The 25,373-nt window shown below is 63.8% G+C and carries 28 protein-coding genes; 17 read left to right on the top strand and 11 right to left on the bottom strand.

Annotated elements, in window-relative coordinates:
• The first annotated feature begins 3 nt into the window (after positions 1–3).
• A complete protein-coding gene (locus I6F12_RS01155) occupies positions 4–1,356 on the top strand; it encodes a malonyl-CoA decarboxylase (RefSeq protein ID WP_109144743.1) in 1,353 nt (450 codons plus the stop codon).
• 321 nt (positions 1,357–1,677) lie between these two features.
• Here I6F12_RS01155 and I6F12_RS01150 read toward each other — a convergent pair whose 3' ends face one another.
• The 6 genes from I6F12_RS01150 to I6F12_RS01125 form a co-directional block, all read right to left on the bottom strand.
• A complete protein-coding gene (locus I6F12_RS01150; RefSeq protein WP_225155308.1) occupies positions 1,678–1,953 on the bottom strand; it encodes a GIY-YIG nuclease family protein in 276 nt (91 codons plus the stop codon).
• A 526-nt stretch (positions 1,954–2,479) separates the two neighbouring features.
• Positions 2,480–3,649, bottom strand: a complete 1,170-nt coding sequence (tarD, locus tag I6F12_RS01145) for a D(-)-tartrate dehydratase (RefSeq protein ID WP_225155307.1) — start codon at positions 3,647–3,649, stop codon at positions 2,480–2,482.
• A 170-nt stretch (positions 3,650–3,819) separates the two neighbouring features.
• Positions 3,820–4,062 (bottom strand): DUF3297 family protein, encoded by a 243-nt coding sequence (locus tag I6F12_RS01140; RefSeq protein ID WP_036007363.1) that lies wholly within the window; start codon positions 4,060–4,062, stop codon positions 3,820–3,822.
• Between the two features lie 11 nt (positions 4,063–4,073).
• Positions 4,074–4,550 (bottom strand): glutathione peroxidase, encoded by a 477-nt coding sequence (locus I6F12_RS01135; RefSeq protein ID WP_036007360.1) that lies wholly within the window; start codon positions 4,548–4,550, stop codon positions 4,074–4,076.
• Positions 4,551–4,552: 2 nt separating this feature from the next.
• Entirely contained in the window at positions 4,553–5,953 is a 1,401-nt protein-coding gene (locus tag I6F12_RS01130; RefSeq protein ID WP_036027256.1) for an amidase family protein, read from the bottom strand.
• 233 nt (positions 5,954–6,186) lie between these two features.
• Positions 6,187–6,444 carry a hypothetical protein gene (locus I6F12_RS01125; RefSeq protein ID WP_036007354.1) on the bottom strand — a complete coding sequence of 86 codons (258 nt, stop codon included), beginning with the start codon at positions 6,442–6,444 and terminating at the stop codon, positions 6,187–6,189.
• A gap of 262 nt (positions 6,445–6,706) precedes the next feature.
• Between I6F12_RS01125 and pqqA the strand changes: the two genes are divergently transcribed.
• The 7 genes from pqqA (at position 6,707) to I6F12_RS01090 (ending at position 11,791) form a co-directional block, all read left to right on the top strand.
• Positions 6,707–6,787, top strand: a complete 81-nt coding sequence (gene pqqA / locus I6F12_RS01120) for a pyrroloquinoline quinone precursor peptide PqqA (RefSeq protein WP_007595659.1) — start codon at positions 6,707–6,709, stop codon at positions 6,785–6,787.
• Positions 6,788–6,917: 130 nt separating this feature from the next.
• Entirely contained in the window at positions 6,918–7,847 is a 930-nt protein-coding gene (gene pqqB, locus I6F12_RS01115; RefSeq protein ID WP_225155306.1) for a pyrroloquinoline quinone biosynthesis protein PqqB, read from the top strand.
• A complete protein-coding gene (gene pqqC / locus I6F12_RS01110; RefSeq protein ID WP_036027260.1) occupies positions 7,844–8,623 on the top strand; it encodes a pyrroloquinoline-quinone synthase PqqC in 780 nt (259 codons plus the stop codon). The genes pqqB and pqqC overlap by 4 nt, the downstream gene beginning before the upstream one ends.
• Before the next feature lie 11 nt (positions 8,624–8,634).
• Positions 8,635–8,946 carry a pyrroloquinoline quinone biosynthesis peptide chaperone PqqD gene (pqqD, locus tag I6F12_RS01105; protein ID WP_057026049.1) on the top strand — a complete coding sequence of 104 codons (312 nt, stop codon included), beginning with the start codon at positions 8,635–8,637 and terminating at the stop codon, positions 8,944–8,946.
• The gene (gene pqqE / locus I6F12_RS01100) at positions 8,943–10,124 is read left to right on the top strand and encodes a pyrroloquinoline quinone biosynthesis protein PqqE (protein ID WP_225112124.1); all 1,182 of its coding nucleotides are present in this window, start codon (positions 8,943–8,945) and stop codon (positions 10,122–10,124) included. Before pqqD ends, pqqE begins: the two co-directional genes overlap by 4 nt.
• Positions 10,114–11,100: a prolyl aminopeptidase gene (gene pip / locus I6F12_RS01095; RefSeq protein WP_225155305.1), complete on the top strand. Its 987-nt coding sequence runs from the start codon at positions 10,114–10,116 to the stop codon at positions 11,098–11,100. Before pqqE ends, pip begins: the two co-directional genes overlap by 11 nt.
• A 13-nt stretch (positions 11,101–11,113) precedes the next feature.
• Positions 11,114–11,791, top strand: coding sequence for a DUF4286 family protein (locus I6F12_RS01090; RefSeq protein WP_036007320.1), 678 nt, complete (start codon positions 11,114–11,116; stop codon positions 11,789–11,791).
• 27 nt (positions 11,792–11,818) lie between these two features.
• On the opposite strand, the gene I6F12_RS01085 is transcribed toward I6F12_RS01090, so the two are convergent.
• The gene (locus I6F12_RS01085; RefSeq protein WP_225155304.1) at positions 11,819–12,118 is read right to left on the bottom strand and encodes a hypothetical protein; all 300 of its coding nucleotides are present in this window, start codon (positions 12,116–12,118) and stop codon (positions 11,819–11,821) included.
• 464 nt (positions 12,119–12,582) lie between these two features.
• Here I6F12_RS01085 and I6F12_RS01080 point away from each other — a divergent pair, with 464 nt between their 5' ends.
• From I6F12_RS01080 to I6F12_RS01070, 3 genes are read left to right on the top strand one after another with little or no spacing between them, the layout of a single operon-like run.
• Positions 12,583–14,382, top strand: coding sequence for an FAD-dependent oxidoreductase (locus I6F12_RS01080; protein WP_225155303.1), 1,800 nt, complete (start codon positions 12,583–12,585; stop codon positions 14,380–14,382).
• Positions 14,352–16,199, top strand: a complete 1,848-nt coding sequence (locus I6F12_RS01075; protein ID WP_225112121.1) for a 2-oxoacid:acceptor oxidoreductase subunit alpha — start codon at positions 14,352–14,354, stop codon at positions 16,197–16,199. Before I6F12_RS01080 ends, I6F12_RS01075 begins: the two co-directional genes overlap by 31 nt.
• Positions 16,196–17,251 (top strand): 2-oxoacid:ferredoxin oxidoreductase subunit beta, encoded by a 1,056-nt coding sequence (locus I6F12_RS01070; RefSeq protein ID WP_225155302.1) that lies wholly within the window; start codon positions 16,196–16,198, stop codon positions 17,249–17,251. Before I6F12_RS01075 ends, I6F12_RS01070 begins: the two co-directional genes overlap by 4 nt.
• Here I6F12_RS01070 and I6F12_RS01065 read toward each other — a convergent pair whose 3' ends face one another.
• Both I6F12_RS01065 and I6F12_RS01060 read right to left on the bottom strand, forming a co-directional pair.
• Positions 17,252–17,698, bottom strand: coding sequence for a DUF4399 domain-containing protein (locus tag I6F12_RS01065; protein WP_036007306.1), 447 nt, complete (start codon positions 17,696–17,698; stop codon positions 17,252–17,254). It abuts the gene before it with no gap.
• Between the two features lie 17 nt (positions 17,699–17,715).
• On the bottom strand, positions 17,716–19,248 hold the full coding sequence (locus I6F12_RS01060) for an SUMF1/EgtB/PvdO family nonheme iron enzyme (protein ID WP_225155301.1): 1,533 nt from the start codon (positions 19,246–19,248) through the stop codon (positions 17,716–17,718).
• Positions 19,249–19,569: 321 nt separating this feature from the next.
• Here I6F12_RS01060 and I6F12_RS01055 point away from each other — a divergent pair, with 321 nt between their 5' ends.
• The 6 genes from I6F12_RS01055 (at position 19,570) to I6F12_RS01030 (ending at position 22,344) form a co-directional block, all read left to right on the top strand.
• Positions 19,570–20,190 carry a hypothetical protein gene (locus I6F12_RS01055; RefSeq protein WP_225155300.1) on the top strand — a complete coding sequence of 207 codons (621 nt, stop codon included), beginning with the start codon at positions 19,570–19,572 and terminating at the stop codon, positions 20,188–20,190.
• 39 nt (positions 20,191–20,229) lie between these two features.
• On the top strand, positions 20,230–20,679 hold the full coding sequence (locus I6F12_RS01050) for a DsrE family protein (RefSeq protein ID WP_225155299.1): 450 nt from the start codon (positions 20,230–20,232) through the stop codon (positions 20,677–20,679).
• Positions 20,680–20,900: 221 nt separating this feature from the next.
• Positions 20,901–21,224, top strand: a complete 324-nt coding sequence (locus tag I6F12_RS01045) for a metalloregulator ArsR/SmtB family transcription factor (RefSeq protein WP_036027285.1) — start codon at positions 20,901–20,903, stop codon at positions 21,222–21,224.
• Positions 21,221–21,649 carry an SRPBCC domain-containing protein gene (locus tag I6F12_RS01040; RefSeq protein WP_036007293.1) on the top strand — a complete coding sequence of 143 codons (429 nt, stop codon included), beginning with the start codon at positions 21,221–21,223 and terminating at the stop codon, positions 21,647–21,649. Before I6F12_RS01045 ends, I6F12_RS01040 begins: the two co-directional genes overlap by 4 nt.
• A gap of 39 nt (positions 21,650–21,688) precedes the next feature.
• Positions 21,689–21,892, top strand: a complete 204-nt coding sequence (locus I6F12_RS01035) for a hypothetical protein (RefSeq protein ID WP_036007290.1) — start codon at positions 21,689–21,691, stop codon at positions 21,890–21,892.
• Positions 21,893–21,903: 11 nt separating this feature from the next.
• Complete coding sequence (locus tag I6F12_RS01030; protein WP_225155730.1) at positions 21,904–22,344, top strand: DUF1801 domain-containing protein; 441 nt, start codon at positions 21,904–21,906, stop codon at positions 22,342–22,344.
• A gap of 213 nt (positions 22,345–22,557) precedes the next feature.
• On the opposite strand, the gene I6F12_RS01025 is transcribed toward I6F12_RS01030, so the two are convergent.
• Positions 22,558–24,096: a SpoVR family protein gene (locus I6F12_RS01025; protein WP_225112114.1), complete on the bottom strand. Its 1,539-nt coding sequence runs from the start codon at positions 24,094–24,096 to the stop codon at positions 22,558–22,560.
• Positions 24,093–25,370, bottom strand: coding sequence for a YeaH/YhbH family protein (locus tag I6F12_RS01020; RefSeq protein ID WP_193374965.1), 1,278 nt, complete (start codon positions 25,368–25,370; stop codon positions 24,093–24,095). Before I6F12_RS01020 ends, I6F12_RS01025 begins: the two co-directional genes overlap by 4 nt.
• Positions 25,371–25,373: the final 3 nt, after the last annotated feature.

The following is a 25,373-nucleotide window of genomic DNA, read 5'->3' as shown; positions in this document are numbered from 1 at the left end:
CCGATGGCCAACGCCTTCTTCTCCGACCTGCTTGCCACCATCTCCGAGCGCGGCCGCACGTTGCTTCGCCGGGGGGACGCCGCCGATACCAAGCATGATGCCGACGGACTGCTCGAGCTCTGCGATGCGCTGCTGTCGGGCCGGGGCGAAGCCTCGGGCACGGCGATGGCGCGCGAGGTGCTCGACATCTACCGGGAGCTGGACGCTGCGGGACGCCGCGCCTTCTTCGAGGGATTGGTGCGCGATTTCGGTCCCGACCGGGAGCGCCTGTCCAAGGCGATCGAGACATGGCGGGCCGCGCCCAGCGACGAGGACGCAAGCTCGCTGCACTTCGCTTCCGAGCCGCGCCGGCAGGAGCTGATCCGGCGGCTCAACCGCGCGCCCGGCGGTACCGGCGATCTCGTCAACATGCGCGCCGATCTGCTCGGCATGATGAACGGGCACACCGATCTCGCCGCGCTCGACCGCGACGTCTCGCATCTTCTTTCTTCGTGGTTCAATAGGGGGTTTCTCGTGCTGCGCAGGATCGACTGGTCGACGCCGGCCAACATCCTCGAAAAGATCATCCGTTATGAGGCCGTGCACGAGATCTCGGACTGGGATGATCTGCGCCGCCGCATCGATCCGGTCGACCGGCGCTGCTACGCCTTCTTCCATCCTGCGATGGTGGACGAGCCCTTGATCTTCGTCGAGGTGGCGCTGACCGAGACGATCCCCGGCGCGATCCAGCCCCTGCTCGCAGTCGACCGCCAGCACCTGCCGATCGAGCGCGCGCGCACCGCCGTGTTCTATTCGATCTCCAACACCCAGCGCGGCCTGGGCGGCATCTCCTTCGGCAGCTTCCTGATCAAGCAGGTGGTGGAAGAGCTGCGCCGCGAGTTGCCGAAGCTCGACACCTTCGTCACGCTGTCGCCGGTGCCGGGCTTCATGGCCTGGGTTAAGCAGGACAAGGATCTGCCGCTGTCGGACGAGGACCGCGAGGTGCTGAGGCGCCTCGACGATCCCAGATGGTTCGAGAGCCCGGAGACGGCGGCGCTGCTCCGCGCCGTGCTGGAGCCGCTCGCGGCGCACTATTTCCTCAAGGCGCGCACGCCGAAGGGCAAGCTGATCGATTCCGTCGCCCGCTTCCATCTCGGCAACGGCGCTCGGCTGGAGCGCATCAACTGGCTGGGCGACCTCTCGCCCAAGGGAATGCGCGAGTCCGCCGGCGTCATGGTCAACTACCTCTACCGCCTCGATGACATCGAGAAGAACCACGAGGCCTATGCCAATGACGGCGAGGTCGTGGCGTCGAGCGCGGTGAAGAAGCTGCTGAAGGGCGAAGGGCGAAGGCTGCTGGATATGCGGCTGTCGTAGGGGGCGGACGCTTACCACATCGTCATTGCGAGCACAGCGAAGCAATGCCGCCGTGGAAAGATTCTGGATTGCTTCGCTGCGCTCGCAATGACGGAGTGTGGGGCGACAGCTGGCGAAACCCAACGACCGCCCGCTGCAGGCTCGGACGACGACCGGATGACTTCCGCTCCCTCCCCGTCGTTGCGAGGAGCCCTTTGCGACGAAGCAATCCAGACTGCCTCCGGGGAGAGATCCTGGATTGCTTTGCTACGCTCGCAATGACGGAGGACGTGGCAGCGGCTCGCCGAATAGCCGCAGATCTCCTGCCGGTCAGATCAGCGTCTAGTACAAATCGTCCCAATTCGGATTGAGGCTCTCAATGAGCGCAAGCTTCTTCGCCCGGCTGCCACCTTTGATCTGCTTCTCGCGCACAATCGCGTCGGACATGGTCGCGTTCAGCTCGTACCAGACGAGGAGCTTGCAGCCGTACTTCGATGAAAAACCCTTTACCAGTCCTTCGCGATGCTCGAACGCGCGGCGCGGCGGATTGGAGGTGACGCCCGTGTAGATCGTTCCGTTGCGACGATTGGCGAACATGTACACGCAGGGTTGCTTCATAATCGTACTCGGCTGAGGACAGCTTCTACAATAGCACAACCAGGAGATGACTACGAGGCTTTCGCCAGCGTCATTGCAAGGGGCCGTTGCGACGAAAGCAATCCAGACTGCCGAAGCGGAAAGACCCTGGATTGCTTCGCTGCGCTCGCAATGACGGAGTGTGTGGCGACAGCTCGCGCAATTCGGCACATTGGGCTGCGGGCCAGACGCCCGCGAGCGGCCAGTGGCTCCTCCACCGTCATTGCGAGGAGCTCTTGCGACGAAGCAATCCAGACTGCCTCCACGGAAAGATTCTGGATTGCTTCGCTGCGCTCGCAATGACGGAGTGTGTGGCGACAGCTCGCGCAATTCGGCACATTGGGCTGCGGGCCAGACGCCCGCGAGCGGCAGTGGCCCCTCCACCGTCATTGCGAGGAGCTCTTGCGACGAAGCAATCCAGACTGCCTCCGCGGAAAGATTCTGGATTGCTTCGCTGCGCTCGCAATGACGGAGTGTGTGGCGCGGACGTCGCGCTCCAACGACACTCCTACTCCGCCAGCGCCTGCATCTCCTTGTAGAGATCGGACTTGCCTTCGAAGCCGATGCCTGCAAGCTCGGGCATGGTGATGTGGCCGTTCTCGACGCGGACGCCGTCGGGGAAGCCGCCATAGGGCTGGAACAGGTCGGGATAACTTTCGTTGCCGCCTAAGCCGAGGCCGGCGGCGATGTTGAGCGACATCTGGTGGCCGCCGTGCGGGATGCAGCGGCTCGGCGACCAGCCGTGGGTCTTCAGCACCTCCAGCGTGCGCTGGTATTCGCACAGGCCATAGGACAAGGCGCAATCGAATTGCAGCCAGTCGCGATCGGGGCGCATGCCGCCGTAGCGGATCAGGTTGCGGGCGTCCTGATGGCTGAACAGGTTCTCGCCCGTCGCCATCGGGCCCGGATAAAATTCGGCGAGCGCGGCCTGCAGCGCGTAGTCGAGAGGATCGCCGGCTTCCTCGTACCAGAACAAGGGATAGTCGCGCAGCATCTTGGCGTAGGCGATGGCGGTCTCCAGGTTGAAGCGGCCGTTGGCGTCGACGGCGAGCTGGGCGTCCTTGCCGATCTCCTTCAGCACCGCCTCGATGCGCCTGCGGTCCTCGGCGATATCAGCGCCGCCGATCTTCATCTTGACGACGTTGTAGCCGCGATCGAGATAGCCGCGCATCTCAGCCCGCAGCATCGAGAGATCCTTGCCGGGATAATAATAGCCGCCGGCGGCGTAGACGAAGACGCGCGGATTGGCTTTGACGCCGTGACGCTCGGCGAGCAAGCGGAACAGCGGCTTGCCGGCGATCTTCGCCACCGCGTCCCACACCGCCATGTCGATGGTGCCGACCGCGACCGAGCGCTCGCCATGGCCGCCCGGCTTCTCGTTGGTCATCATCGCGGCCCAGACCTTGTCGGGGTCGAGATTGTCGCCGGCCGCGTCGAGCAGCGACTTTGGATCGGCTTCGACGATGCGCGGAGCAAAACGCTCGCGGATCAGGCCGCCCTGCCCGTAACGGCCGTTGGAGTTGAAGCCGTAGCCGACGACGCGCTTGCCGTCGCGGACCACGTCGGTGACGACGGCGACGAGGCTGGTCGTCATCTTCGTAAAGTCGATATAGGCGTTGCGGATTGGCGAAGAGATCGGTTTTGTAATTTCGCGGACGTCGACGATGCGGACGGACATGGGGTGGCTTTCAGTGGTTATTATCGTCATTGCGAGGAGCGAAGCGACGAAGCAATCCAGACTGCCTCGACGGAAAGATTCTGGATTGCTTCGCTTCGCTCGCAATGACGAGGGAGAGAGTGTGCGCCCCTCGCAATGACGCGGAGAGAGCGAGGCGCGCTCGGCTCAAACTATTTCTTATCCCGGAAATACGGCTCGACCGGACCGTGCACCTTAATGGTCAGCGGGTTGCCGTGGCGATCCTTGGCGTTCCCTGCGGTGACGCGGACCCAGCCTTCGCTGATGCAGTATTCCTCGACATTGGTCTTCTCGATGCCCTTGAAGCGGATGCCGACGTCGCGCGACAGGATCTCCGCGTTGTAATAGGGGCTGTTCGGGTCGACCGACAGGCGGTCCGGAAATTCGTCGCTCATGATTGTCTCGCTCACAACAGTGTTTCGATTTGATTGCGCAATCCTTCGGGCCGGGCGGTCGGCGCGTAGCGCGCGACCACGCGGCCCTCACGGTTCACCAGGAATTTGGTGAAATTCCATTTGATGGCGGCGCCGAGAAGCCCGGACTGCTGGCGCTTCAGGTATTCGTACAGAGGATGCGCCTTCGGCCCGTTGACGTCGATCTTCTCGAACAGCGGAAAGGTGACGTCGTAATGGGTCGAGCAGAATTCCTGGATCTCGCTCGCCTGCCCCGGCTCCTGCGCGCCGAACTGGTTGCAGGGAAAGCCGAGCACCGAGAAGCCGCGCGGAGAGAGGTCGCGATGGAGATCCTCGAGGCCGCGATATTGCGGCGTGAAACCGCATTTGCTCGCGGTGTTGACGATCAAGAGCACCTGCCCCTCGAAACGCCGCAGGGCGACCTCCTCGCCGGCCAGCGAGTTGGCCTTGAAGTCGTAGATGGCGGTCATCGCTAGCCCACGGGATCGATCGGCGATGGCGGCACGCCGCCGGCCTCGATCGCTTCGCCGGCGAGCAGGCACAGATCCTCGCGATAGCGGCCAGAGACGATGTGCACGCCGACCGGCGCCCTGCCGACGAGACCTGTGGAGACCACGAGGCCCGGCAATCCCATGAAGGGAATCGCGATCTGCGGCAGCTGCGCTTCCCAGACCCGCTTGAAGGAATCCTCGTCCTTGCGGTCGAGATGGTCGGGGAACGGCAATTCGCCGGAGACCGGCGTCAGCAGCACGGCGTATTTTTCGAAGAACAGCATCCAGTCGCGGGTCAGCGTGGCTCGCCGGGTCAGCGCCTTGGCGTAATTGGCCTGATCCATCGGCGTGACCCTGGCGCGGTTGCCGCGCAGGCAGGCCAGTGCGCCGGGATCGCCCTCGCGCTCGGCCATCTCCAGCTGCGCCTCATAGCCGTCACCGAGCCAGAGCTTGATCTGCCATTCCACCGCTTCGCGCATCGGCGGCGTGTCCTCGATCACATCGACGGTCCAGCCGGCGCGCTCCAGCCGCTTGCCGGCATCGCTCACCGCGGCCTTCACCTCCGGTGCGGTGGCAAGCCCACCCGGATTGAGGCACAGCGCAGCGCGCTTGTCCCGTGCGGGTCCTTGCAGCGGCACCGGCGCGAACCAGGGATCGCGGATGTCGCGGGCCGACATCGCTTCAAGCGAGATGCGCAAATCGTTGACCGTGCGCGCCAGCGGGCCCGAGACCGCCATGATCTGCGGACCGATCGGGCGCTCCGGCAGCGCCGGGTTGAAGGCGGGAATGCGTCCGAGCGTCGGGCGCAGACCGTGCACGCCGCAGGCATAGGCGGGATAACGGATCGAGCCGGCGATGTCGGTGCCGTGCGCGATGTGGCCGATGCCGGCCGCGACCGCCGAGCCGGCGCCGCCGGACGAGCCGCCCGGCGTCAGCGAAGCGTCGCGGGGGTTCTTGGTGTCGCCGTGGATGAGATTGGTGGTGAACCAGCGGTAGGAGAAGGCCGGGCAATTGGTGCGGCCGAGCAGGATGGCGCCCGATTTCCGGAAATTGGCGACCACCGGATTGTCCTCGCGCGCGATCAGGTCGCGCTGCAGCTTGAGGCCGTTGGTGGTGGCAAAGCCTTCCTGGTCGACATTGGCCTTGATGGTGACGGGCACGCCCGCGAGGACGCCGGGGTCCTCGCCCCGGCTAATTGCGGCATCGACGGCATCGGCCTGCTTGAGCACGTCATCCGGCCGGTGGTCGATCACCGCGTTGAGCTGGGGATTGACGGCATCGAGCCGCGCGAGACCGGCCTTGGCGGCCTCCCTGGCGGAGACTTTTTTGGACCTGACGAGGGTGGCGAGGTCGGCGGCCGACAGGCGCCAGAGATCTTGCATGGCTTGCTCCGTATGACAGGCGTCTTTTAGCGCCGGGAACGCGGCAAAGCCATGCGGATTTCGCGGGGGTGAAAGGCGGGTTTTGCGCCGGGCGTTGCCTCATTCTCCGTCATTGCGAGGAGCCCTTGCGACGAAGCAATCCAGGCTGCCTCCGGGGAAGGGATTCTGGATTGCTTCGCTACGCTCGCAATGACGTGGAGAGAGCGGTGAGCCCGTTACCCTACCGCGTCCGGCTAATGCCTCGTCGCGGACTGGTCCGGCATGTCGAGCAGCGCTTCGGTGAAGGGAAACTCCAGCACGATCTCGCCGTCGGCGTCGGTGACCTCGATGACGGCCTCCAGCAGCGCCGGCTGGGTTCCTTCCGACTTCACGACCTCAAGGATCATCTGGCGCGCGACCTCCCAGGCGCGATCGGGGTTGCGCAGGTCCTCGCCGTCAGGATCCACGATCAGTTCGTCGCCGATGCGGGTGTTGAAGAAATATCTGGGCATGCCTGATCCAATGGGGTCGTCTGTCGCCGATGAGAAGCCGGTCCTTACTCACAACTGGTTTATCCCGACAGGGATCACGACCTATCGGCAATTTTGCGTATCTGATCCGCTCATCTTTGCGGCCGCAATACGCCATCTTTGCAGTGCAACAATTCCCGCCGCCTACTACCTAGGTCGGGAAAATTTCACTGGCGAACTTTGCCGTCCGCACTAATTTGTCCAATGGGCGGATACGTCCGAATTCGCGAAAATGGAGAGCCAAATGGCCTGGAAAGCCCCTAAGATCGTCGAAGTGCCCTGCGGCATGGAAATCAATATGTATGTGAGCGCCACCCGCAAGTAAGCGGCTGGTGGAAACGCGTTCTGCGCAGGTGGTTCTTTCGGTCACGATACGTTTCCGGCAGAGAGAAACCTTGTCCGAAACTGTCTTGGCCTGAGATCCACCTCGCCAATGCGCCTCCAGGAGACGGATCATGCTTCGCGTCGTCGTCCTGGGCGCCGGGGCCGGCGGCGGAGTTCCGCAGTGGAATTGCGGCTGCGAAGGCTGCCGCGCGGCTCGTGCGAAGGGACAAGAGCTGTTTCGAACCCAGGCTTCGGTCGCCTTCAGTGGCGACGGCGAGCACTGGTTCCTGATCAACGCCTCCCCCGATCTTCGCCAGCAATTGAACGCCACGCCGCAGCTGCACCCAAAGGTGGGCGCGCTGCGCCACACGCCGATTGCGGGCGTGATCTTGACCAACAGCGAAGTCGATGCGGTGGCCGGCCTGCTGTCGATGCGCGAAGGCTCGCCCTTCACGATCTATGCGCACGAGAAGGTGCTGGCGATCCTCAGCTCCAACAGCATCTTCAACGTGCTGAACGAGAAGAACGTGCGGCGCCAGCCGATCGCGATCCGCGAGCCGTTCGAGCCGCGGCTGCCCGACGGTGCGCGCTCAGGGCTCGAGGTGCTGCCCTTTGCCGTGCCGGGCAAGTCGGCGTGGTATCTCGAAGGCAAGGCGCATCCGGGCGGCGAGAGCGGCGACGGCGACACGCTGGGCCTGAAGATCACCGACAAGGCCACGGGCAAGTTCTTCTACTTCATCGCGGCCTGCGCCGAGGTGACCGACGCGCTCAAGGCCGAGATCGACGGCGCTTCACTGGTGTTCTTCGACGGCACCGTCTGGCGCGACGACGAGATGATCAGGGCTGGCCTCGGCCACAAGACCGGCAAGAGCATGGGCCATGTCGCGATGTCCGGCGAGGACGGCGCCATCGCCCGGCTGGCCGATCTCAATATCGACAGGAAGCTGTTTCTGCATATCAATAACTCGAATCCGGCGCTGCTGCCCGGCTCGCCCGAGCGCAAGCTCACTGAGGAGGCGGGCTGGCAGATACCCGCGGATGGAACGGAGATCGTGCTGTGAACGCCGCATCACTGACTGGAATGACCGCACTCTCGATCGGCAAGGACTTGAAGCTCAACTCCGCCGAGGAGCTGGAGGCAACGCTGCGCCACATCGGCGCCACGCGTTATCACAGCCTGCACCCGTTCCATAAGCTGCTGCATGGCGGCAAGCTGAACAAGGGCCAGGTGCAGGCGTGGGCGCTCAACCGCTACTATTACCAGAGCACCATTCCGATCAAGGACGCGGTGGTGATCTCCCGCTTCCGCGACCGCGCCACGCGGCTGGAATGGCGCCATCGCATCGAAGACCATGACGGCGACGTCGGCAGCGAAGGCGGCATCGAGCGCTGGATCAAGCTGACCGAAGGGCTCGGGCTCGACACCGCTTACGTCGAATCCACCGAAGGCATCTTGCCGGCGACGCGCTTCGCGGTGGAAGCCTATGTGCACTTCTGCCGCGAAAAAAGCCCGCTGGAGGCGATCGCCTCCTCACTGACCGAGCTGTTCGCGCCCAACCTGCATGAGGAGCGCATCGCCGGCATGTTGGAGCACTACGACTTCGTCAACCCGGATATCATGAGCTACTTCAAGCGCCGCCTGACCCAGGCGCCGCGCGACGCCAATTTCGCGCTCGATTATGTCAAGAGGCACGCCACGACGCCGGAGCAGCGCGCGCAGGTCTGCAACGCGCTGATCTTCAAGACCAACGTGCTGTGGGTGCAGCTGGATGCGCTCCAGCATGCCTATGTCGAGGGCCACATTCCGCCGGGCGCGTTCGTGCCCAAAGCGAGCTGAGGATCAAAGCGATGGCCGGGCCGCGGAACATCAGCGTCAGCGAGGCGAGCCGCCCCGTGCTGCCGCGGCATGCCAAGCTGAAATACGACGAGACCCGCAAGGTCTGGGTGATCCTGGCGCCGGAACGGGTGCTGGCGCCGGATGAGATCGCGGTGGAGGTCTTGCAACTCTGCAACGGCGAGCGCAATGTCGGCGACGTCGCCGATCAGCTCGCCGCAAAGTACGCAGCGCCGCGCGAGGCGATCCTGGCCGACGTCATCGCCATGCTGCAGGATCTCGCAGACAAGGGCTTTCTCACCGAGATCAGGGAGAAGACGTCATGAGCGACGTGACCATCCCGCCCAGCGACAGCCTCGCGGTGCTGGAGAAGCAGCGCTCGACGGCGGAGACGTTCGGCATTCCGCTCGCGGTGCTGCTCGAGATCACCCATCGCTGCCCGCTGCAATGTCCCTATTGCTCCAACCCGGTCGAGCTCGACCGCTCCGGCAAGGAGCTGACGACGGACGAGTGGAAAAAAGTGCTGAGCGAGCTCGCCGAGATCGGCGTGCTCCAGGTGCATTTCTCCGGTGGCGAGCCGACGGCGCGGAAAGATCTCGTCGAGCTGGTCAAGCATGCCAGCGACGCCGGGCTCTACACCAATCTCATCACCTCGGCCGTGCTGCTGACGCGCGAGAGGCTCAGCGATCTCGCAGATGCCGGGCTCTGCCATGTGCAGATCTCGTTCCAGGGCATCGAGGACGGCCTCGCCGATCGCGTCGCCGGCTACAAGGGCGGCCACCGCAAGAAGCTCGAGGTCGCGAAATGGACGCGCGAGCTCGACCTGCCGCTCACCGTGAACGCGGTGATGCACCGGCAGAACCTGCACCAGTTGCCCGACATCATCCAGATGGCGCTCGATCTCGACGCCGACCGGCTCGAGGTCGCCAATGTGCAATATTACGGCTGGGCGCTGAAGAACCGCGCCGCGCTGATGCCAACCGTGGCGCAGCTCGATGAGTGTACCCGCCTCGTTGAGGAGGCGCGCGAGCGGCTGAAGGGCCGACTGACCATCGACTACGTGGTGCCGGATTATTACGCGCTGCGGCCGAAGAAATGCATGGGCGGCTGGGGCCGGCAGTTCTTCAACATCTCGCCCGCCGGCAAGGTGCTGCCCTGCCATGCCGCCGAGAGCATCACCGGGCTCGATTTCGAATCGGTGCGCTCCAACCATTCGATCGCCTGGATCTGGCAGAACTCGGAGGCCTTCAACCGCTATCGCGGCACCGGCTGGATGAAGGAGCCGTGCAAGAGTTGCGAGTTCCGCGAGATCGATTTCGGCGGCTGCCGCTGCCAGGCCTTCGCGCTGACCGGGGACGCCGCCAACACCGACCCGGCCTGCGCGCTGTCGCCGCTGCACGAGACCATCTTCAAGCAGGCGGAAGCCGAGGCCGCAGGCGACACCAGCCGCTTCCTCTATCGCAACTTCGCCGGCGGCACCCTGGAATCCGAGAATGACGCCTGACGCCGACGCGGGCACAGCGGCCAAACGCACTGATCCCTTTGCGCCGCTGACCTCCGATATGCTCGACGTCGGCGACGGCCATGAGCTCTATGTCGAGAGCGTCGGCCGCAGCGACGGCATCCCCGCGGTCTATCTGCATGGCGGGCCCGGCAGCGGCTGCCAGCCCGACCATCGCCGGCTGTTCGATCCCGACCGCTTCTGCGCCGTGCTGTTCGACCAGCGCGGCTGCGGCCGCAGCCGGCCCAAGGGATCGCGCGAGCACAACACCATTGCGCACCTTATCGCGGACATGGAACAGATCCGCGAAAAATTCGGCTTCGAACGGTGGATGGTGGTCGGCGGCTCCTGGGGCGCGACGCTGGCGCTGGCTTATGCAGAGGCGCATCCCGAGCACGTCTCGGGCATAGCGCTGCGCGCGACGTTTCTCGGCACGCGAGCAGAAGTCGAGACGGCCTTCACCTCGCGCCTGTCGCAATTCCATCCGGCGCTGTACGAGGATTTCCTCAGCGTGCTGCCGCCAGAGGAACGCGACCGGCCGGTGGATGCCTATTGGCGCCGCATCCTCGATGCCGACCCTGCCGTGCATGGCCCGGCGGCGAAGGCCTGGCACGACACCGAGCGCGTCTTGTCCGAGCACAAGCCGGCACGGACGCGGCTCGACCTCGCCGGGCTGAACGTCTGGCGCACATTGCCGGCGACGCCGTTCATGGAAGCGCATTATTTCATCAACGACAGCTTCATGAACGAGGACCAGCTGCTGCGGGACGCGGGCCGGCTCGACGGCATTCCCGGCATGATCGTGCAGGGGCGCTATGATCTGTTGTGTGCTCCCGCGACAGCGCAGGCCCTTGCGAACGTATGGCCCGGTTCCGAGCTTCGCATCGTGGAAGAAGCCGGGCATTCGCTCTATGATGGCGGCGTGAGGGACGCGGTCATGAAGTCGATCGCGGACCTTGCGTCGAAGATCGGGCGATGAGAGGACAAGAAGAATGCCGCTCGCCGGAAAGGGCATGCTGCTGACGTCGATGAACATCGACGCTGCGGACGAGGCCGATTTCAACCGCTGGTACGATCGCGAGCATCTGGAAGAGCGTGTCGCAATCGACGGATTTCTCGAAGCGCGGCGCTATGTCGCGCATGCCGCCAACCCCAAATATCTCTCGCTGTACTCGACCGAAACGCTCGGCGTGCTCGACAGCCCCGCCTACCGGGCGCGCCTCGCCGACCAGACCGAATGGTCGCGGCGATCCATGGCGCGCTTCAGGGACATGCTGCGCGTGGTCGCGCGCATCACAATCAGCAAGGGTACTGGCCGCGGCGCGTCGCTCGGCCTGGTGCGGCTGCGGCCGACGCCCGACAACGCCGGTGCGTGGCGTGATGCGCTGCAAGAAAAGCTGGCGCCGCAGGACCGCGACGGCATCATCTCGATGCACCTGCTCGAAAGCGAGCCGGAATTGTCGGGCGCAACGGCGGGAATTCCGGCGGTGCGCAACGAGGGCGCGCGCGACTGGTTCGTGCTGATCGACGGCACGCATGTCAATGCGGTCTCCGCCGTCATCGCAGAGCGCTTCACCGGCCCGGCTGCGGCGCCCTTCCCGCTCCCCATCTCCGTCGGCACCTACTGCCTGATGTGGGATCTCGCGAAAAGCGACATCGCGCGTGACTAGCCTCGCGCAATCGTGCCTAAAGCCCAGCTAGTTCAGGCGTTTGGGATCGCCTCGCTCGATTTCATTCACGTACTTTCGGGCTAGCTGCCTAGTCTTCTGGCTGGCCCATTTTGAATCCCTGACGTCCGAAAGCAGGTCTTTCAAGGTCGCTTTTTCTGCTGCCGCAAGGAACGGAATCCAAACCATCGCCAAATCAGTCCATTCGCCTGATTTGGCTCTCAGTGCGGACCCGATGAGTTTGGCGAACGGAAAAGGCGTCGCTGCGCTTGCGCTGTGAGCTATCCGGTCGAGCGCAGCCTTTACCTCGGAGAAGGGTCGCTCGAGCAACAGCCATGCTCGATAAAAATCGTTGATTTCCTCGAGACGAAACTCTCGAACGTCGGCCCTTATTACCCAAGCGCCCGCCTTCGGTCAGGGCGATGCTCATCCCGATATTAATCTCGAACTCAGCTGACACAGATCGATCCATCACGCGCCCTCGCGAGCAGAGATAATTGAGTCCCGGATTGCATCACCCGACACTTGGACTTCGCAGAGATACAGCAACGCCGCACTCATTCGCAGACGCAACATGCTGCACCGCACGCACATCTCGTGCCGGCGTTAATGCTGTGCACGCGTAGCTCCCATGAAAGCGGTGACGCGCGCAAATTTGCCGTTGTACTTCGGAACGGTTCTAATAAGCTAACCCAATGACGTCATTCAGAAACCAGATCAAAGCGCGTTAAGCGCTCGCCAAGCTCAAACAAAAAAGGCCGCGGGGTCTTCGGACCTGCGCGGACAGGGTAGGAATGAAACCGACCGACATCGCGGCCCCCGACTACTTTCACAAAGTGGTCGATTGCCAATGGGCCTGTCCTGCGCACACCCCGGTTCCCGAATACATCCGACTGATCGCCCAAGGCCGCTACAGCGATGCCTACATGATCAATTGGAAATCGAACGTGTTTCCCGGCATTCTGGGACGCACCTGCGATCGTCCCTGCGAGCCGGCGTGCCGGCGCGGACGCGTCGAGGAAAACCCTGTCGCGATCTGCCGCCTCAAGCGCGTCGCCGCGGATTTCAAGGACGACATCAGGCAGCGGCTGCCGAAGCCCGGGCCGAAGAACGGCAAGCGCGTCGCGCTGGTCGGCGGCGGTCCCGCTTCGCTGACGGTGGCGCGCGATCTCGCGCCGCTCGGCTATCACTGCACCGTGTTCGATGCCGACCCGGAAGCCGGCGGCATGATGCGCACGCAGATCCCGAAATTCCGCCTGCCCAATTCGGTGATCGACGAGGAGACCGGCTACATCCTGGGTCTCGGCGTCGAGTTCAAAGGCGGCCACCGCATCGACAGCATGAAGGCGCTGCTTGCCGAGAAATACGACGCCATCTTCGTCGGCTCCGGCGCGCCGCGCGGCCGCGAGCTCGAGCTTCCCGGCCGGAAAGAGGCCGCCGCCAACATCCATATCGGCATCGAATGGCTGGCCAACGTGTCGTTCGGCCATGTCGACAAGATAGGCAAGCGCGTCATCGTGCTCGGCGGCGGCAACACCGCGATGGATTGCTGCCGCACCGCGCGCCGGCTCGGCGGCGAGAAAGTCACGGTGGTCGTGCGTTCCGGCTTCGACGAGATGAAGGCCTCGCCCTGGGAGAAGGAAGACGCGATCCACGAGGATATCCCGATCCTCAACTACATGGTCCCGGTGGCCTTCAAGCATGTCGCCGGCAAGCTGATCGGCGTCACCTTCCAGCACGTCAAAGCCGAATACGACGCCAAAGGCCGCCGCAATCTGGTGCCTTCGGGCGATCCCGATCAGACCATTCCCTGCGACGACGTGCTGGTCGCGGTCGGCCAGGAGAACGCCTTCCCCTGGATCGAGCAGGATTGCGGCATCGAGTTCGACAAATGGCACATGCCGAAGGTCGATCCGAAGACCTTCGCCTCGACCAATCCGAAAGTGTTCTTCGGCGGCGATGCCGCGTTCGGCCCGAAGAACATCATCTGGGCGGTCGCGCACGGCCATGACGCCGCGCTGTCGATCCACAAGATGCTCTCGGGCGAAGCGGTCGACGAACGGCCGCTGCCGGAGGTGCAGATCTCCTCGCAGAAGATGGGCATCCACGAATGGAGCTATGACAACGACATCTCGCCCGACAAGCGCTATAAGGTACCGCATCGCGACAAGGTCGTTGCGCTGAAGGACATCCGCGCCGAGGTCGAGCTCGGCTATGATGTCAAGCTGGCGCTCGGCGAAGCGCATCGCTGCCTGAACTGCGACGTGCAGACCGTGTTCTCGACCTCGCTCTGCATCGAGTGCGACGCCTGCGCCGATATCTGCCCGATGGATTGCATCACCTTCACCAGTAACGGCGAGGAAAGCGATCTGCGCCAGCGCCTGAAGGCGCCCTCCGCGCATCCGGACCAGGACCTCTACGTCTCCTCGGACCTGAAGACCGGGCGGGTGATGGTGAAGGACGAGGATGTCTGCCTGCATTGCGGGCTGTGCGCCGAGCGCTGTCCCACCGGCGCCTGGGACATGCAGAAATATTTCATCGAGATGACCCACGCAGGTTCGACATGTCCGACAAAAAGCCGATCAGCAGCGTAAACGACTTCGTCGTCCGCTTCGCCAACGTCAACGGCTCGGGCTCGGCCAGCGCCAACGAGATGTTCGCGCGCGCGATCCTGCGCCACGGCGTGCCTGTCAGCCCACGCAACATCTTCCCCTCCAACATCCAGGGCCTGCCGACCTGGTACGAGGTGCGCGTGACGGAAGCCGGCCATCTCGGCGCACGCGGCGGCGTCGACATGATGGTGGCGATGAATCCGCAGACCTGGGACAAGGACGTCGCCGGCATCGAGCCCGGCGGCTATTTGTTCTACGATTCCACCAAGCCGATGCCGTCGACCAAATTCCGCGACGACATCACCGTGATCGGCGTGCCGCTGACCGCGATCACCAACTCGACCTATACCGATCCGCGTCAGCGACAGCTGTTCAAGAACATCATCTATTTGGGCGCGCTCAGCGCGTTGCTCGACATGGACCCCAAGCTGATCGAGCAGCTGATCGGCGAGCAGTACAAAGGCAAGGAGAAGCTGCTCTCCTCCAACGTCCATGCGCTGCATCTCGGCCGCGACTGGGCGCTGCAGAACCTGAAATGTCCGATTGGGCTGCGCGTGAAGAAGTCCGACAAGGTCGGCGACCGCATCTTCATCGAGGGCAACAGCGCCGCCGCGCTCGGCGCGGTCTATGGTGGCGCCACCGTGTGTGCCTGGTATCCGATCACGCCGTCCTCGTCGGTGGCCGAGGCTTTCACCGCCCATTGCAAGAAGTACCGGCACGATCCTGAAACGGGCAAGGCGAAATACGCGATCGTGCAGGGCGAGGACGAGCTCGCGTCGATCGGCATCGTGATCGGCGCGTCCTGGAACGGCGCCCGCGCCTTCACGGCGACCTCCGGCCCCGGCATCTCACTGATGACGGAGTTCATCGGCCTCTCGTACTTTGCCGAGATTCCGGCCGTGATCATGAACATCCAGCGCGCCGGCCCCTCCACGGGCATGCCGACCCGCACCCAGCAATGCGACATCATCGCCTGCGCCTATGCCTCGCATGGCGACACCAAGCATGTGCTGCTGTTCCCCGAGGACCCGGCCGAGGCCTTCGAGTTCGCGGCCGCCGCCTTCGATCTCGCCGAGCGGCTGCAGACGACGATCTTCCTGATGCTCGATCTCGACATCGGCATGAACCACCGGCTCTGCCGCCCGCTGAAGTGGGACGATGCCAGGCAATATGACCGCGGCAAGGTGATGACGGCGGCGATGCTGGAGGAAGGCCGCGACTTCGGCCGCTATCTCGACGTCGACGGCGACGGCATTCCCTACCGCACCTATCCCGGCACGCATCCGACCAAGGGCTCCTACTTCACCCGCGGCACGTCGCGGGACCGCTATGCGCGCTACTCCGAGGAAGGCACGGTCTACGCCGACAACATGCAGCGCCTGATGCGCAAGTTCGAGACCGCGCAGGACCTCGTGCCGCGTCCGCTGCAGGCCAATGCGGAACGGCCGACCAAATATGGCGTGATCTATTTCGGCTCAACCTCGCCGGCGATGGACGAGGCGATCGGCCTGCTGGAAGCGCGCGGGCATCAGCTCGACCGCCTGCGCATCCGCGCCTTCCCGTTCCATTCCAGCGTGGCCAGCTTCCTCGCCGAGCACGATTTCGTATACGTCGTCGAGCAGAACCGCGACAGCCAGCTGCGCCAGCTCATCGTCAACGAGAACGGCATCGATCCCGTCCGGCTGGTGCCGATCGTGCATTACGACGGCACGCCGATCACCGCCCGCTTCATCGCCAAAGCCATTGGCGACCACCAGGACCACCTCAAGGTGACCCCGCTCCGCAAGGCCGTGTCATGACCTACATCGCAAAGCCCAGATTCCATCATCCAGGCCTGAAGAAGAACGCGCTCGGCTACACGCATCGGGACTACGAGGGCAAGATCTCGACGCTGTGCGCGGGCTGCGGCCATGATTCGATCACGGCCTCGATCATCGAAGCGTGCTACGAGCTCTCGATCGAGCCGCATCGGGTGGCGAAGATCTCCGGCATCGGCTGCTCGTCGAAGACGCCGGACTATTTCCTCGGCAATTCGCACGGCTTCAATTCCGTGCACGGCCGCATGCCATCCGTGCTGACAGGCGCCAACCTCGCCAACCGCGAGCTGATCTATCTCGGCGTCTCCGGCGATGGCGATTCCGCCTCGATCGGTTTCGGGCAGTTCGCGCATTCGATCCGGCGCGGCGTCAACATGACCTATATCGTCGAGAACAACGGCGTTTACGGCCTGACCAAGGGCCAGTTCTCGGCGACCGCCGATCGCGGCTCGAAGAGCAAGAAGGGCGTCACCAACACCGACAACGCCATCGACCTCGTCGCCATCGCGCTGCAGTTAGGGGCCACCTTCGTGGCGCGCTCGTTCTCCGGCGACAAGAGCCAGCTGGTGCCGCTGATCGCCGCCGCGATCGGCCACAAGGGCGCGTCCTTCATCGACGTGATCAGCCCCTGCATCGCCTTCAACAACCATGCCGGCTCGACCAAGAGCTTCGACTATGTCCGCGAGCACAATGACGCCGTGAACCGGCTCGACGTGCTGGTCGGCCGCGACCCGATTGCGGTGGACTACGCGCCCGGCACGGTGCAGGTGGTCGAGCAGCACGACGGCAGCAAGATCGCGCTGCGCAAGATCGATGCGGATTACGATCCGCACGACCGCCTGGGCGCCCAGACCTTCCTAGCAAGGCACGCCGCCAAGGGCCAGATCGTCACCGGTCTTCTGTACGTCGACCCTGAGGCCGAAGACCTGCACGAGCATCTCAACACGGTCGAGACGCCGCTCAACGCGCTGGAGGCGGACACGCTCTGCCCGGGCTCGGCGGTGCTGGACAAGATCAACGCCAGCCTGCGGTGATCATCTTCGCGCTGATGCCGCCGGCCTAACGCGTATCGTGATCTTCTCCGACACGACGGGTGGTTCGAACGGATAGTGCTTGGCGTCGCCAAGCACCAGTTGCAGCGTGTGCGTGCCCGGCGGAAGCTCGAGAAACGTTTCGGTTTGTCCGGCTCCGAAATGCAGATGGGACTTGTCCTGCGGAATCGGCTCCTTGGCATCAATGGGGTCTTTCACATCGATCAACAGATGATGGTGGCCGGCATTGTGGTAGTCGTCACCGGCATGCGTCACGCCCATGTTGCGCAGGCCGAACCGGACCCAAAACCCACCACGGATCTTCTGGCCGTCATACGGCGAGATGAAATAAAGCTTGGCGTCCTTTGGCGCAGTTTTGCCTTGCGGATAGGCCGCGCCGGGGAGCAATGCGATGGCGGCCGCGAGCGCGATACAGGAAACGATCTTCATCAAATTGACTCCAGTACCTACGGACTGAGCGCGATCCGGAATCCATGCGTGGGGTAACGGACGCCGGTGTCGTATCCACCGCGGTTTGACGGCCGCACATATCTCGAATCGTTCTTCCAGGAGCCTGAGCGCAGGACATGAGAGCCGCAGTCAGGGCTAGTCCACGCCGAGCCGTCGCTGGGCGCGCCCTGATACGTCCGGTGCCAGCAGTCTGCGACCCACTGATCGATGCCGCCGCCCATGTCGTAAAGCCCGAATGGATTGGGCTTGAAACTGCCGACCTTGGCCGGCTGCTCGGCCGCAAGTTCACCGCAATCCTTGCAGCCGGCCATGCCCGGCTGCAGCTTGTCGCCCCACCAATATTTGGTCTGTGTCCCGCCGCGTGCCGCATATTCCCATTCGGCTTCGCTCGGAAGCCGGTAGGGCTTCTTTGTCGCCTGCGCGAGCCAGGCGACATATTGCTGCGCATCGGTCCAGCTCACATTGCTGACCGGGGCATCGTCCTTGCCAGTGGCCGTGAATCCGCACGCCTTGGCGGCAGCGCATTCGTTCCACTCCTGCACCGTTACCGGATATTTTCCGATCGAGAACGGCTTGATCGTGACCTGATGGACGGGTCGTTCGGTCGGATCGTCATTGCTTCCCATCGCGAAGCTGCCGCCACGAATGGCGATCATTTCGGGTTCCCGGACCGGCGTTGCCGATGGGCTGGGAGCCGGAGCCGGAGTCGGGGCCGAAGGCGACGAAGCCAATGACGGAGAGGGTTGCGGCGTCTGCTTCGCCGCCTCGCTCGGCAATGGCTGAGGAACCGGTGAGACGACCGGAGCGGTGGGCGGCGCGGCAGCCTGCTCGCCGATCCTGCCGGGCTGCGCCAGCAAATACCAGAGCACGCCGGTGGCCATCATCAGCACTGTAATGGCCAGCAAAAAGATCAGCGCGTTCTCACGCCGGCTTCTTGTCTTGCCGACCGCATCAGCGTCCGGCAGCACACGATACACGCGCACCGGATCGGTGATGTTCTTGACCTTGCGGTCGCCGAGCGACTCATAGCCGCATACGATCTTGTGTTTGATCTGCTCGTAGATCGCGCCGGATATGAAGACCTGCCCCGGCTCCGCGATGCCCTCGATACGCGTGGCGATGTTGACGCCGTCACCGTAGATGTCGTCCGGCTCCACGATGACGTCACCGAGATTGACTCCGATCCGATATTCGAGCCGGGAATGCTTGGGAATGGAGGCGTTGCGGCCGACGAGATTCTGCTGGATGACGATGCTGCATCGAACGGCTTCCACGGGACTGTCGAATATGGCGATGAAGCCGTCGCCGGTCGTCTTCACCAGACTTCCATGGTGCTCGATGATGCTGGGCTGGATGATGTCGCGCTCGATCCGCTTGACGCGGGCATGCGTGCCTTCCTCGTCGGCCTGCATCAACCGGCTGTAGGAGACGATATCGCCGACGATGATCGCGGCGAGACGGCGAGGCATTCCGCTGTGCGGCGGCGGCTCGTCGGGATTTCCGGGTCTGAAGTTGCGAATTTCGCCCATGCAGGGGACTCCACAAACTTACAAGGCAGCCCCAGCCTACGACCGCCAAAGGCGATCGTCTGTGAAGGCTATCACATTGACGAACCGAGACAATGTCGCAGCGATTGCAGGCTTCAAGTTCCGAAGAGCCGCCCGCTTCACCGCTTGAACCTTCTCGAGCCCATCAGTGACTAAGGCGGAGCGTGAAGCGAGTTGCGCGAATCCGCACCGCGACCACCGCTCGAGCGGCTTGCGACGGTTGAACGCGGGTCACCAATTCTGCGTCTAACAGACAGCAGCTCTGTCCTGCTGCGACGAAATTGTGGTGTGCGCGAGGCCCTCATGAAGCTCGTCATCCTTGCTGCCCTCACTTTTGCTGCGCTGACCAGCGTGGGCCGCGCCGAGGAAGTCGACGATATCCGCGAGGCCAGCAAGGCCGAGGCCGAGACCTTCAATACGCGGATGTATGCGAAGCCTCCCGGCGACAAGGCCTATGCCTGCTTCGTCCGCCGCTACGATGCCGACCATCTGGCGCGGCATCCGAAGCAGAAGGTCGCCGCGATGAAGCTGCTGATCTCCGCGGAATTCGACAAGGAGGACAAGGAGCTTCACCATTCCTTCCGCCTTGGCTTCAGGTACCGTCACCGCAGCGGCGATTTCGACTCCAGCGGCTCGTGCAACCACGCCGTATTCACCAGGAGCGGCGACGAGGTCCGCCTCGGCTGCGGCGTCGACTGCGATGGCGGCGGCATCGGCGTTGCGCTCTCCAAGGACGACAAGTCCGCGATCGTCCGGCTCGAACGTGTCAGGGTCTGGCAGAACAACAAGCCGGACGATGACGCCGAGCATTCGCTGACGGCCGGCGCCGACGACAAGATTTTCCGCCTCGACCGCGCCGACAATCGCGAGTGCGCCTCGCTGGTGACCGACCGCAAGGAACTCGCGGCGCTGCGCCACAAATGATATGCCTGCGTAAATTCGGACTTCGTCGAGGAGATCGCCATGAACCGTCGGAACATCCTGTGGAGCGCCGTCTCGGCACTCGGTGCGGCGCTTGGCGTCTCCAGCGCGAAAGCCACCACCGCCACCGCGCCGTCGAACAAGCTCAAGGTGGCCTATCACCTCAGCGACGCCGAGAAGGTCCATTTCGTGCTCGGCAATATCCAGAACCACATCGACGGCGTCGGCGGCCCCGAGCACGTGACGATCGCGCTGGTGATCCACGGCCCGGCGCTGAAGGCGTTTCACTCGGCGCAGGCCAACCCCGACGTCAGCAAGCGCGTCGGTGACTTCTCAAAGGGCGGCGTCGAGCTCGCCGCCTGCGGCAACACGATGAAGGCGCAGAACGTGACGCTGAGCGAGCTGCTGCCAGGCTTCGTCAACGCCGAGAACGGCGGCGTGGTGCGGCTCGCCGAGCTGCAGTCGCAGGGGTATCTGTATTTGCGGCCGTAGCGTTTCGCGGGGCGCCTCCACATTCTCCGTCATTGCGAGGAGCCCTTGCGACGAAGCAATCCAAACTGTCTCCGAGGAGGGATTCTGGATTGCTTCGCTGCGCTCGCAATGACGGCGGAGGACGTTGCGCGAGCGACAGCCATTTCCCTCCAAGTCCACTTGACTCACCCATAACTCCACAGTTATGAGTCTATCCATAACCTCCCGGTTATGGATTTTTCATGACTCCCACCCCCGACCTTCTGTTCAGGACGCTCGCCGATCCGACCCGGCGGGCGATCTTCGAGCGGCTGTGCCGTGAGGGGGAGCAGACGGTCGGGGCGCTCACGGCGCGATCCGGCGTATCGCAGCCGGCGGTGTCGAAGCATCTCGGCGCCCTGAAGCAGGCTGGGCTCGTGCGCGACCGGCACGAAGGACGGCAGACCCATTACAGCGCGCAGCCCGGTGCGCTCAATCCGCTGATCGACTGGACCGGCCAGATGGCCGGGTTCTGGCAGAAAAGGCTAGATGCCCTCGACGATCTCCTGAAGAGGATGGACCAATGAACGCCCCCGCCGAGACGCGCTCCGTCGTGATCGAGCGCGAATTTGCCTATCCCGCCGAGCGGCTCTGGCGCGCGCTGACGCAGCCGCATCTGATCGAGGAATGGCTGATGAAGAACGACTTCAAGCCGGTCGTCGGCCATCGCTTCAACCTGCGCGGCGAATGGGGCGGCGTGCTGGACTGCGAGGTGCTCACCATCGAGCCGCAGAGGACGCTGGCCTACACCTGGAATTTCTCGCATGAGGACGCCGCCTTCGACCTCAAGAGCATCGTCACCTTCACGCTGACGCCGACGAGCGCGGGCACCCATCTGCGCGTCGAGCAGGCGGGCTTCCGGCCGACGCAGAAACAGGCGTTCGGCGGCGCGCATGCCGGCTGGAAGCAATTCCTGGCCAAGCTGGACGATTTGCTGGCGCGGGCGAGCTAGCTCCACCACCCATTCCGATCATTCTCAAAGGAGGTCCCAATGAGCACGCCTATGTGGATTCGGCAGATTCATCGCTGGCTGTCGATGGCTTTCACGCTTGCCGTCATCGCCAACATCGTGGCGATGACGATGCAAGTCGAGGCCGTGTGGATCGGCTTCCTGGCGCTGGTGCCGCTGATTCCGCTGCTCGCGACCGGGCTCTATCTGTTCGCGCTGCCTTATCGCGGCCGCAGCAACGCGTGAACGAGGCCATGATGAAGAAGCCCGTGGCGGCGAAGACGAGCAGCGCGAAGCAAGCAGGTACCGCCTCGCCATCCAAGCTGATCGACGGCCGGATCAAGGAGCTCGGCGACTGGCGCGGCGAGATGCTGGGGCGGGTTCGCGCGCTGATCAAGGAGGCCGACCCTGATGTCGTCGAAGAGTGGAAATGGCGCGGTGTTCCCGTCTGGGAGCACGACGGCATCATCTGCACCGGCGAGACCTACAAGGAGGTCGTGAAGCTGACCTTCGCCAAGGGCGCCGCGCTGGCGGATCCCGCAGGTCTCTTCAATTCCAGCCTCGACGGCAATGTGCGCCGCGCGATCGATATTCGCGAGGGCGAAACGATCAACGAGAGGGCGTTGAAGGCGCTGATCCGCGCGGCGGTCGAGCTGAATGCGAGCAAGAAGAAGCCGGGAAAGCGATCAGCCTCGTAGACGCGATGGGCCGCCACAAGTGCCTTCCTTCTCCCCTTGCGGGAGAAGGTGGCGCGAAGCGCCGGATGAGGGGTCTCCATCGGCACGGGAGAGTGCGGAGAGATACCCCTCACCCCAGTGAGCTTATGTCTGCCGGCGTCGCTGCCCTCTCCCGCAAGGGGCGAGGGCACATCAATGCGCATCTCGCGTGGTGCCCCATGTAGGCAGTCCCCGTCACGCCACCGCCGCCGCGATCGGGCGGGGGCTGACGACGTATTCGCGCAGCACCTTGTCGTTGGCATCGACCTCGATCAGTGCGACGTCGTAGGTCCAGAGATCGGCCAGGTGCTGGAGCACGCGCTTGGCGTCGGTCTCGTTGAGCTGCGAGCCCTTGATGACGTGGTGATGCAGGATCAGGCGGCGGTCGCCGGAGAGATCGACGTCGACCACCTCGATATTGGCGTCGATGAAGCCGACATCGTGCTGCCGCGCCAGCTCGCGGCGGACGCGGCGGAAGCCGCGCTCGTCGTGGATGGCGTCGACCCGGATGCCGGCGCGCTCTTCGGGATCGTCGTGCAGGTGGAACATGCGGAAGTGCCGCATCAACTTCGGGCTCAGGAACTGCCCGATGAAGCTTTCATCGCGGTAATTGGCCCAGACGTCGCGCAGCACGCCCATGACGTCGCCCTTGCCGGCGATGTCGGGAAACCACTCGCGGTCCTCGTCTTCCGGATTGGCGACGATGCGCTCGATGTCCTGCATCACGGCAAAACCGAGTGCGTAAGGATTGAAGCCCGAGAAGCGCGGGTCGTCGAATTCGGGCTGGAACACCACATTGGTGTGCGACCCCAGAAATTCGAGGAAGTTGCCGTCGCTGATGCGACCCTGCTCGTGCAGCTTGGTCATGATGCGATAATGGACGTAGGTCGCCGTCCCCTCGTTCATGACCTTGGTCTGGCTCTGCGGATAGAAATATTGCGCGATGTGGCGAACGATGCGGAGCAGCTCGCGCTGCCAGGGCGCCAGCCGCGGCGCGCTCTTCTCCAGGAAATAGAGCAAATTCTCCTGCGGCAGGCCGAGCAGCTTGCGGCGGCGCTCGATGCTGAGCGTGGAGCGGCTCTTGGCGGCGCCCTTCGGCACGGTGCGCCAGAGATCGTTGAAGACCTCCTCCTCGTGCTGGCGGCGACGCCCTGCCCGCTTCTCCTCGGCGCGCAGATCGAGCTTCTTCTTGCCGGGATAACGGTCGATGCCGTGCGACATCAGCGCGTGCGCGGCGTCGAGCGTGCGCTCGACCTCGATGCGGCCGTAGCGATCCTCGCACTGCATGACGTAGTTCTTGGCGAAGTCGAGATAGTCCAGGATGCCGTCGGCATCGGTCCACTGCTTGAACAGATAATTGTTCTTGAAGAAATGGTTGTGGCCGAAGGCGGCGTGCGCGATCACCAGCGTCTGCATCGTCGCCGTGTTCTCCTCCATCAGATAGGAGATGCAGGGCGAGGAGTTGATGACGATCTCGTAGGCCAGCCCCATCAGGCCCTTGCGGTAGGACGCCTCATGGAACGCGAAGTGCTTGCCGAACGACCAGTGCTTGTAGAACAGGGGCATGCCGACCGACGAATAGGCGTCCAGCATCTGCTCGGCGGTGATGACCTCGATCTGGTTCGGATAGACGTCGAGGCCGAGATCCTTCAGCGCCACCTCCTCGCAGGCATCGGTGATGCGCTGCAAGGTGTGGAAATCCCAATCGGCGCCTTCGAACAAACGTTCCTTCATGGAGCGGCCTTCTCCTGGGCAGTGTCGCGGCGCTGGAACAGATCGTGGAATACCGGGAAGATCTCGCTGCGCTCCGAGACCTTGCGCATCGAGAGCGGGGCGCCGCTGTTGCGCAGGCGTTCGTAGAGGCTCCAGAGCGAGGAGTCGGAGAGATCGAAGGCGCTGCCGCCGGCCTCGCCGACCTCGAGATAGGCGAAGAACTGGCAGACCGGCAGGATCTTCTCGGTCAAGAGGAGCCCCGTGAGCTCGCCGTCGGAATAGGAATTGTCGCCGTCGGAAGCCTGCGCGGCGTAGATGTTCCAATCCGACGGGTTGAAGCGCTCGCGCACGATCTCGTGCATCGCCTGCAGCGCACTGGAGACCAGCGTGCCGCCCGAGGCCGGACCGTAGAAGAAGGTCTGCTCATCGACCTCCTCGGCGCGGTCGGTGTGGCGGATGAAGACGATCTCGACGTGCTTGTAGCGCCGCTTCAGGAACACGTAGAGCAGCATGTAGAAGCGTTTCGCCAGGTCCTTCATGTGCTCGGACATCGAGCCGGAGACGTCCATCAGGCAGAACATCACGGCCTGCGCGACGGGCTTGGGCACCGTCTCGAAGCGCCGGTAGCGGATGTCGAGCGGATCGATGAAGGGGATGCGCTTGGACTTCGCCTTCAACGTTTCGAGCCGGGCCACGAGAGCCGCACGCTCGTCCTCGTCCGTGCATGCTTCGATCGCGGCTTCCAGCTCCTCGATCTCGTCCTTGCGCGGACGCTTGAGCGCGATGCGGCGGGCGAGCGCGAGCTTCACCGTCCGGCTCACCGAAATGTTGGCGGGCGAGCCGGTCATGGTGTAGCCGGCGCGCTGGATGCCTTCGCTCTCGGTCTGCGCGATCTTGCGCTTGGCGAGATCCGGAAGCTCGAGGTCGTCGAGGAATAGATCGACGAACTCGTCGCGGCTCAGCACGAAGCGGAAGGCGTCCTCGCTGTCGCCTTCGCCGGGACCGGAATCCTTGGCGCTGCCCTGGCCGGAGCGCTGGAGATAGTCGCCTTCAATGAACTTCTTGTTGCCGGGCAGGACCATGTCGCGCGTCCCGCCTTCACGGCGGAAACGCGGCTCGTGCATGCCGTCGAGTGGAATCGTGACCTCACCACCCTCCAGGACGTCCTTGATGTCGCGTTCCTGCGAGGTCTTCTTGACGGCGCCCTGCACCAGGGATTTGGCCCGACGCAAGAACCGCTGGCGGTTCTCAAGACTCTTGCCGCCTGGATTCAGGCGCCTGTCAATAATGTGAATGGG

The sequence above is a fragment of the Bradyrhizobium sp. IC4059 genome, from assembly GCF_020193615.1.
GTDB classification, from domain to species: Bacteria; Pseudomonadota; Alphaproteobacteria; order Rhizobiales; family Xanthobacteraceae; genus Bradyrhizobium; species Bradyrhizobium yuanmingense.
Note: the sequence above shows the minus strand (reverse complement) of the source record. Positions and strands in the feature narration are given on the sequence as shown.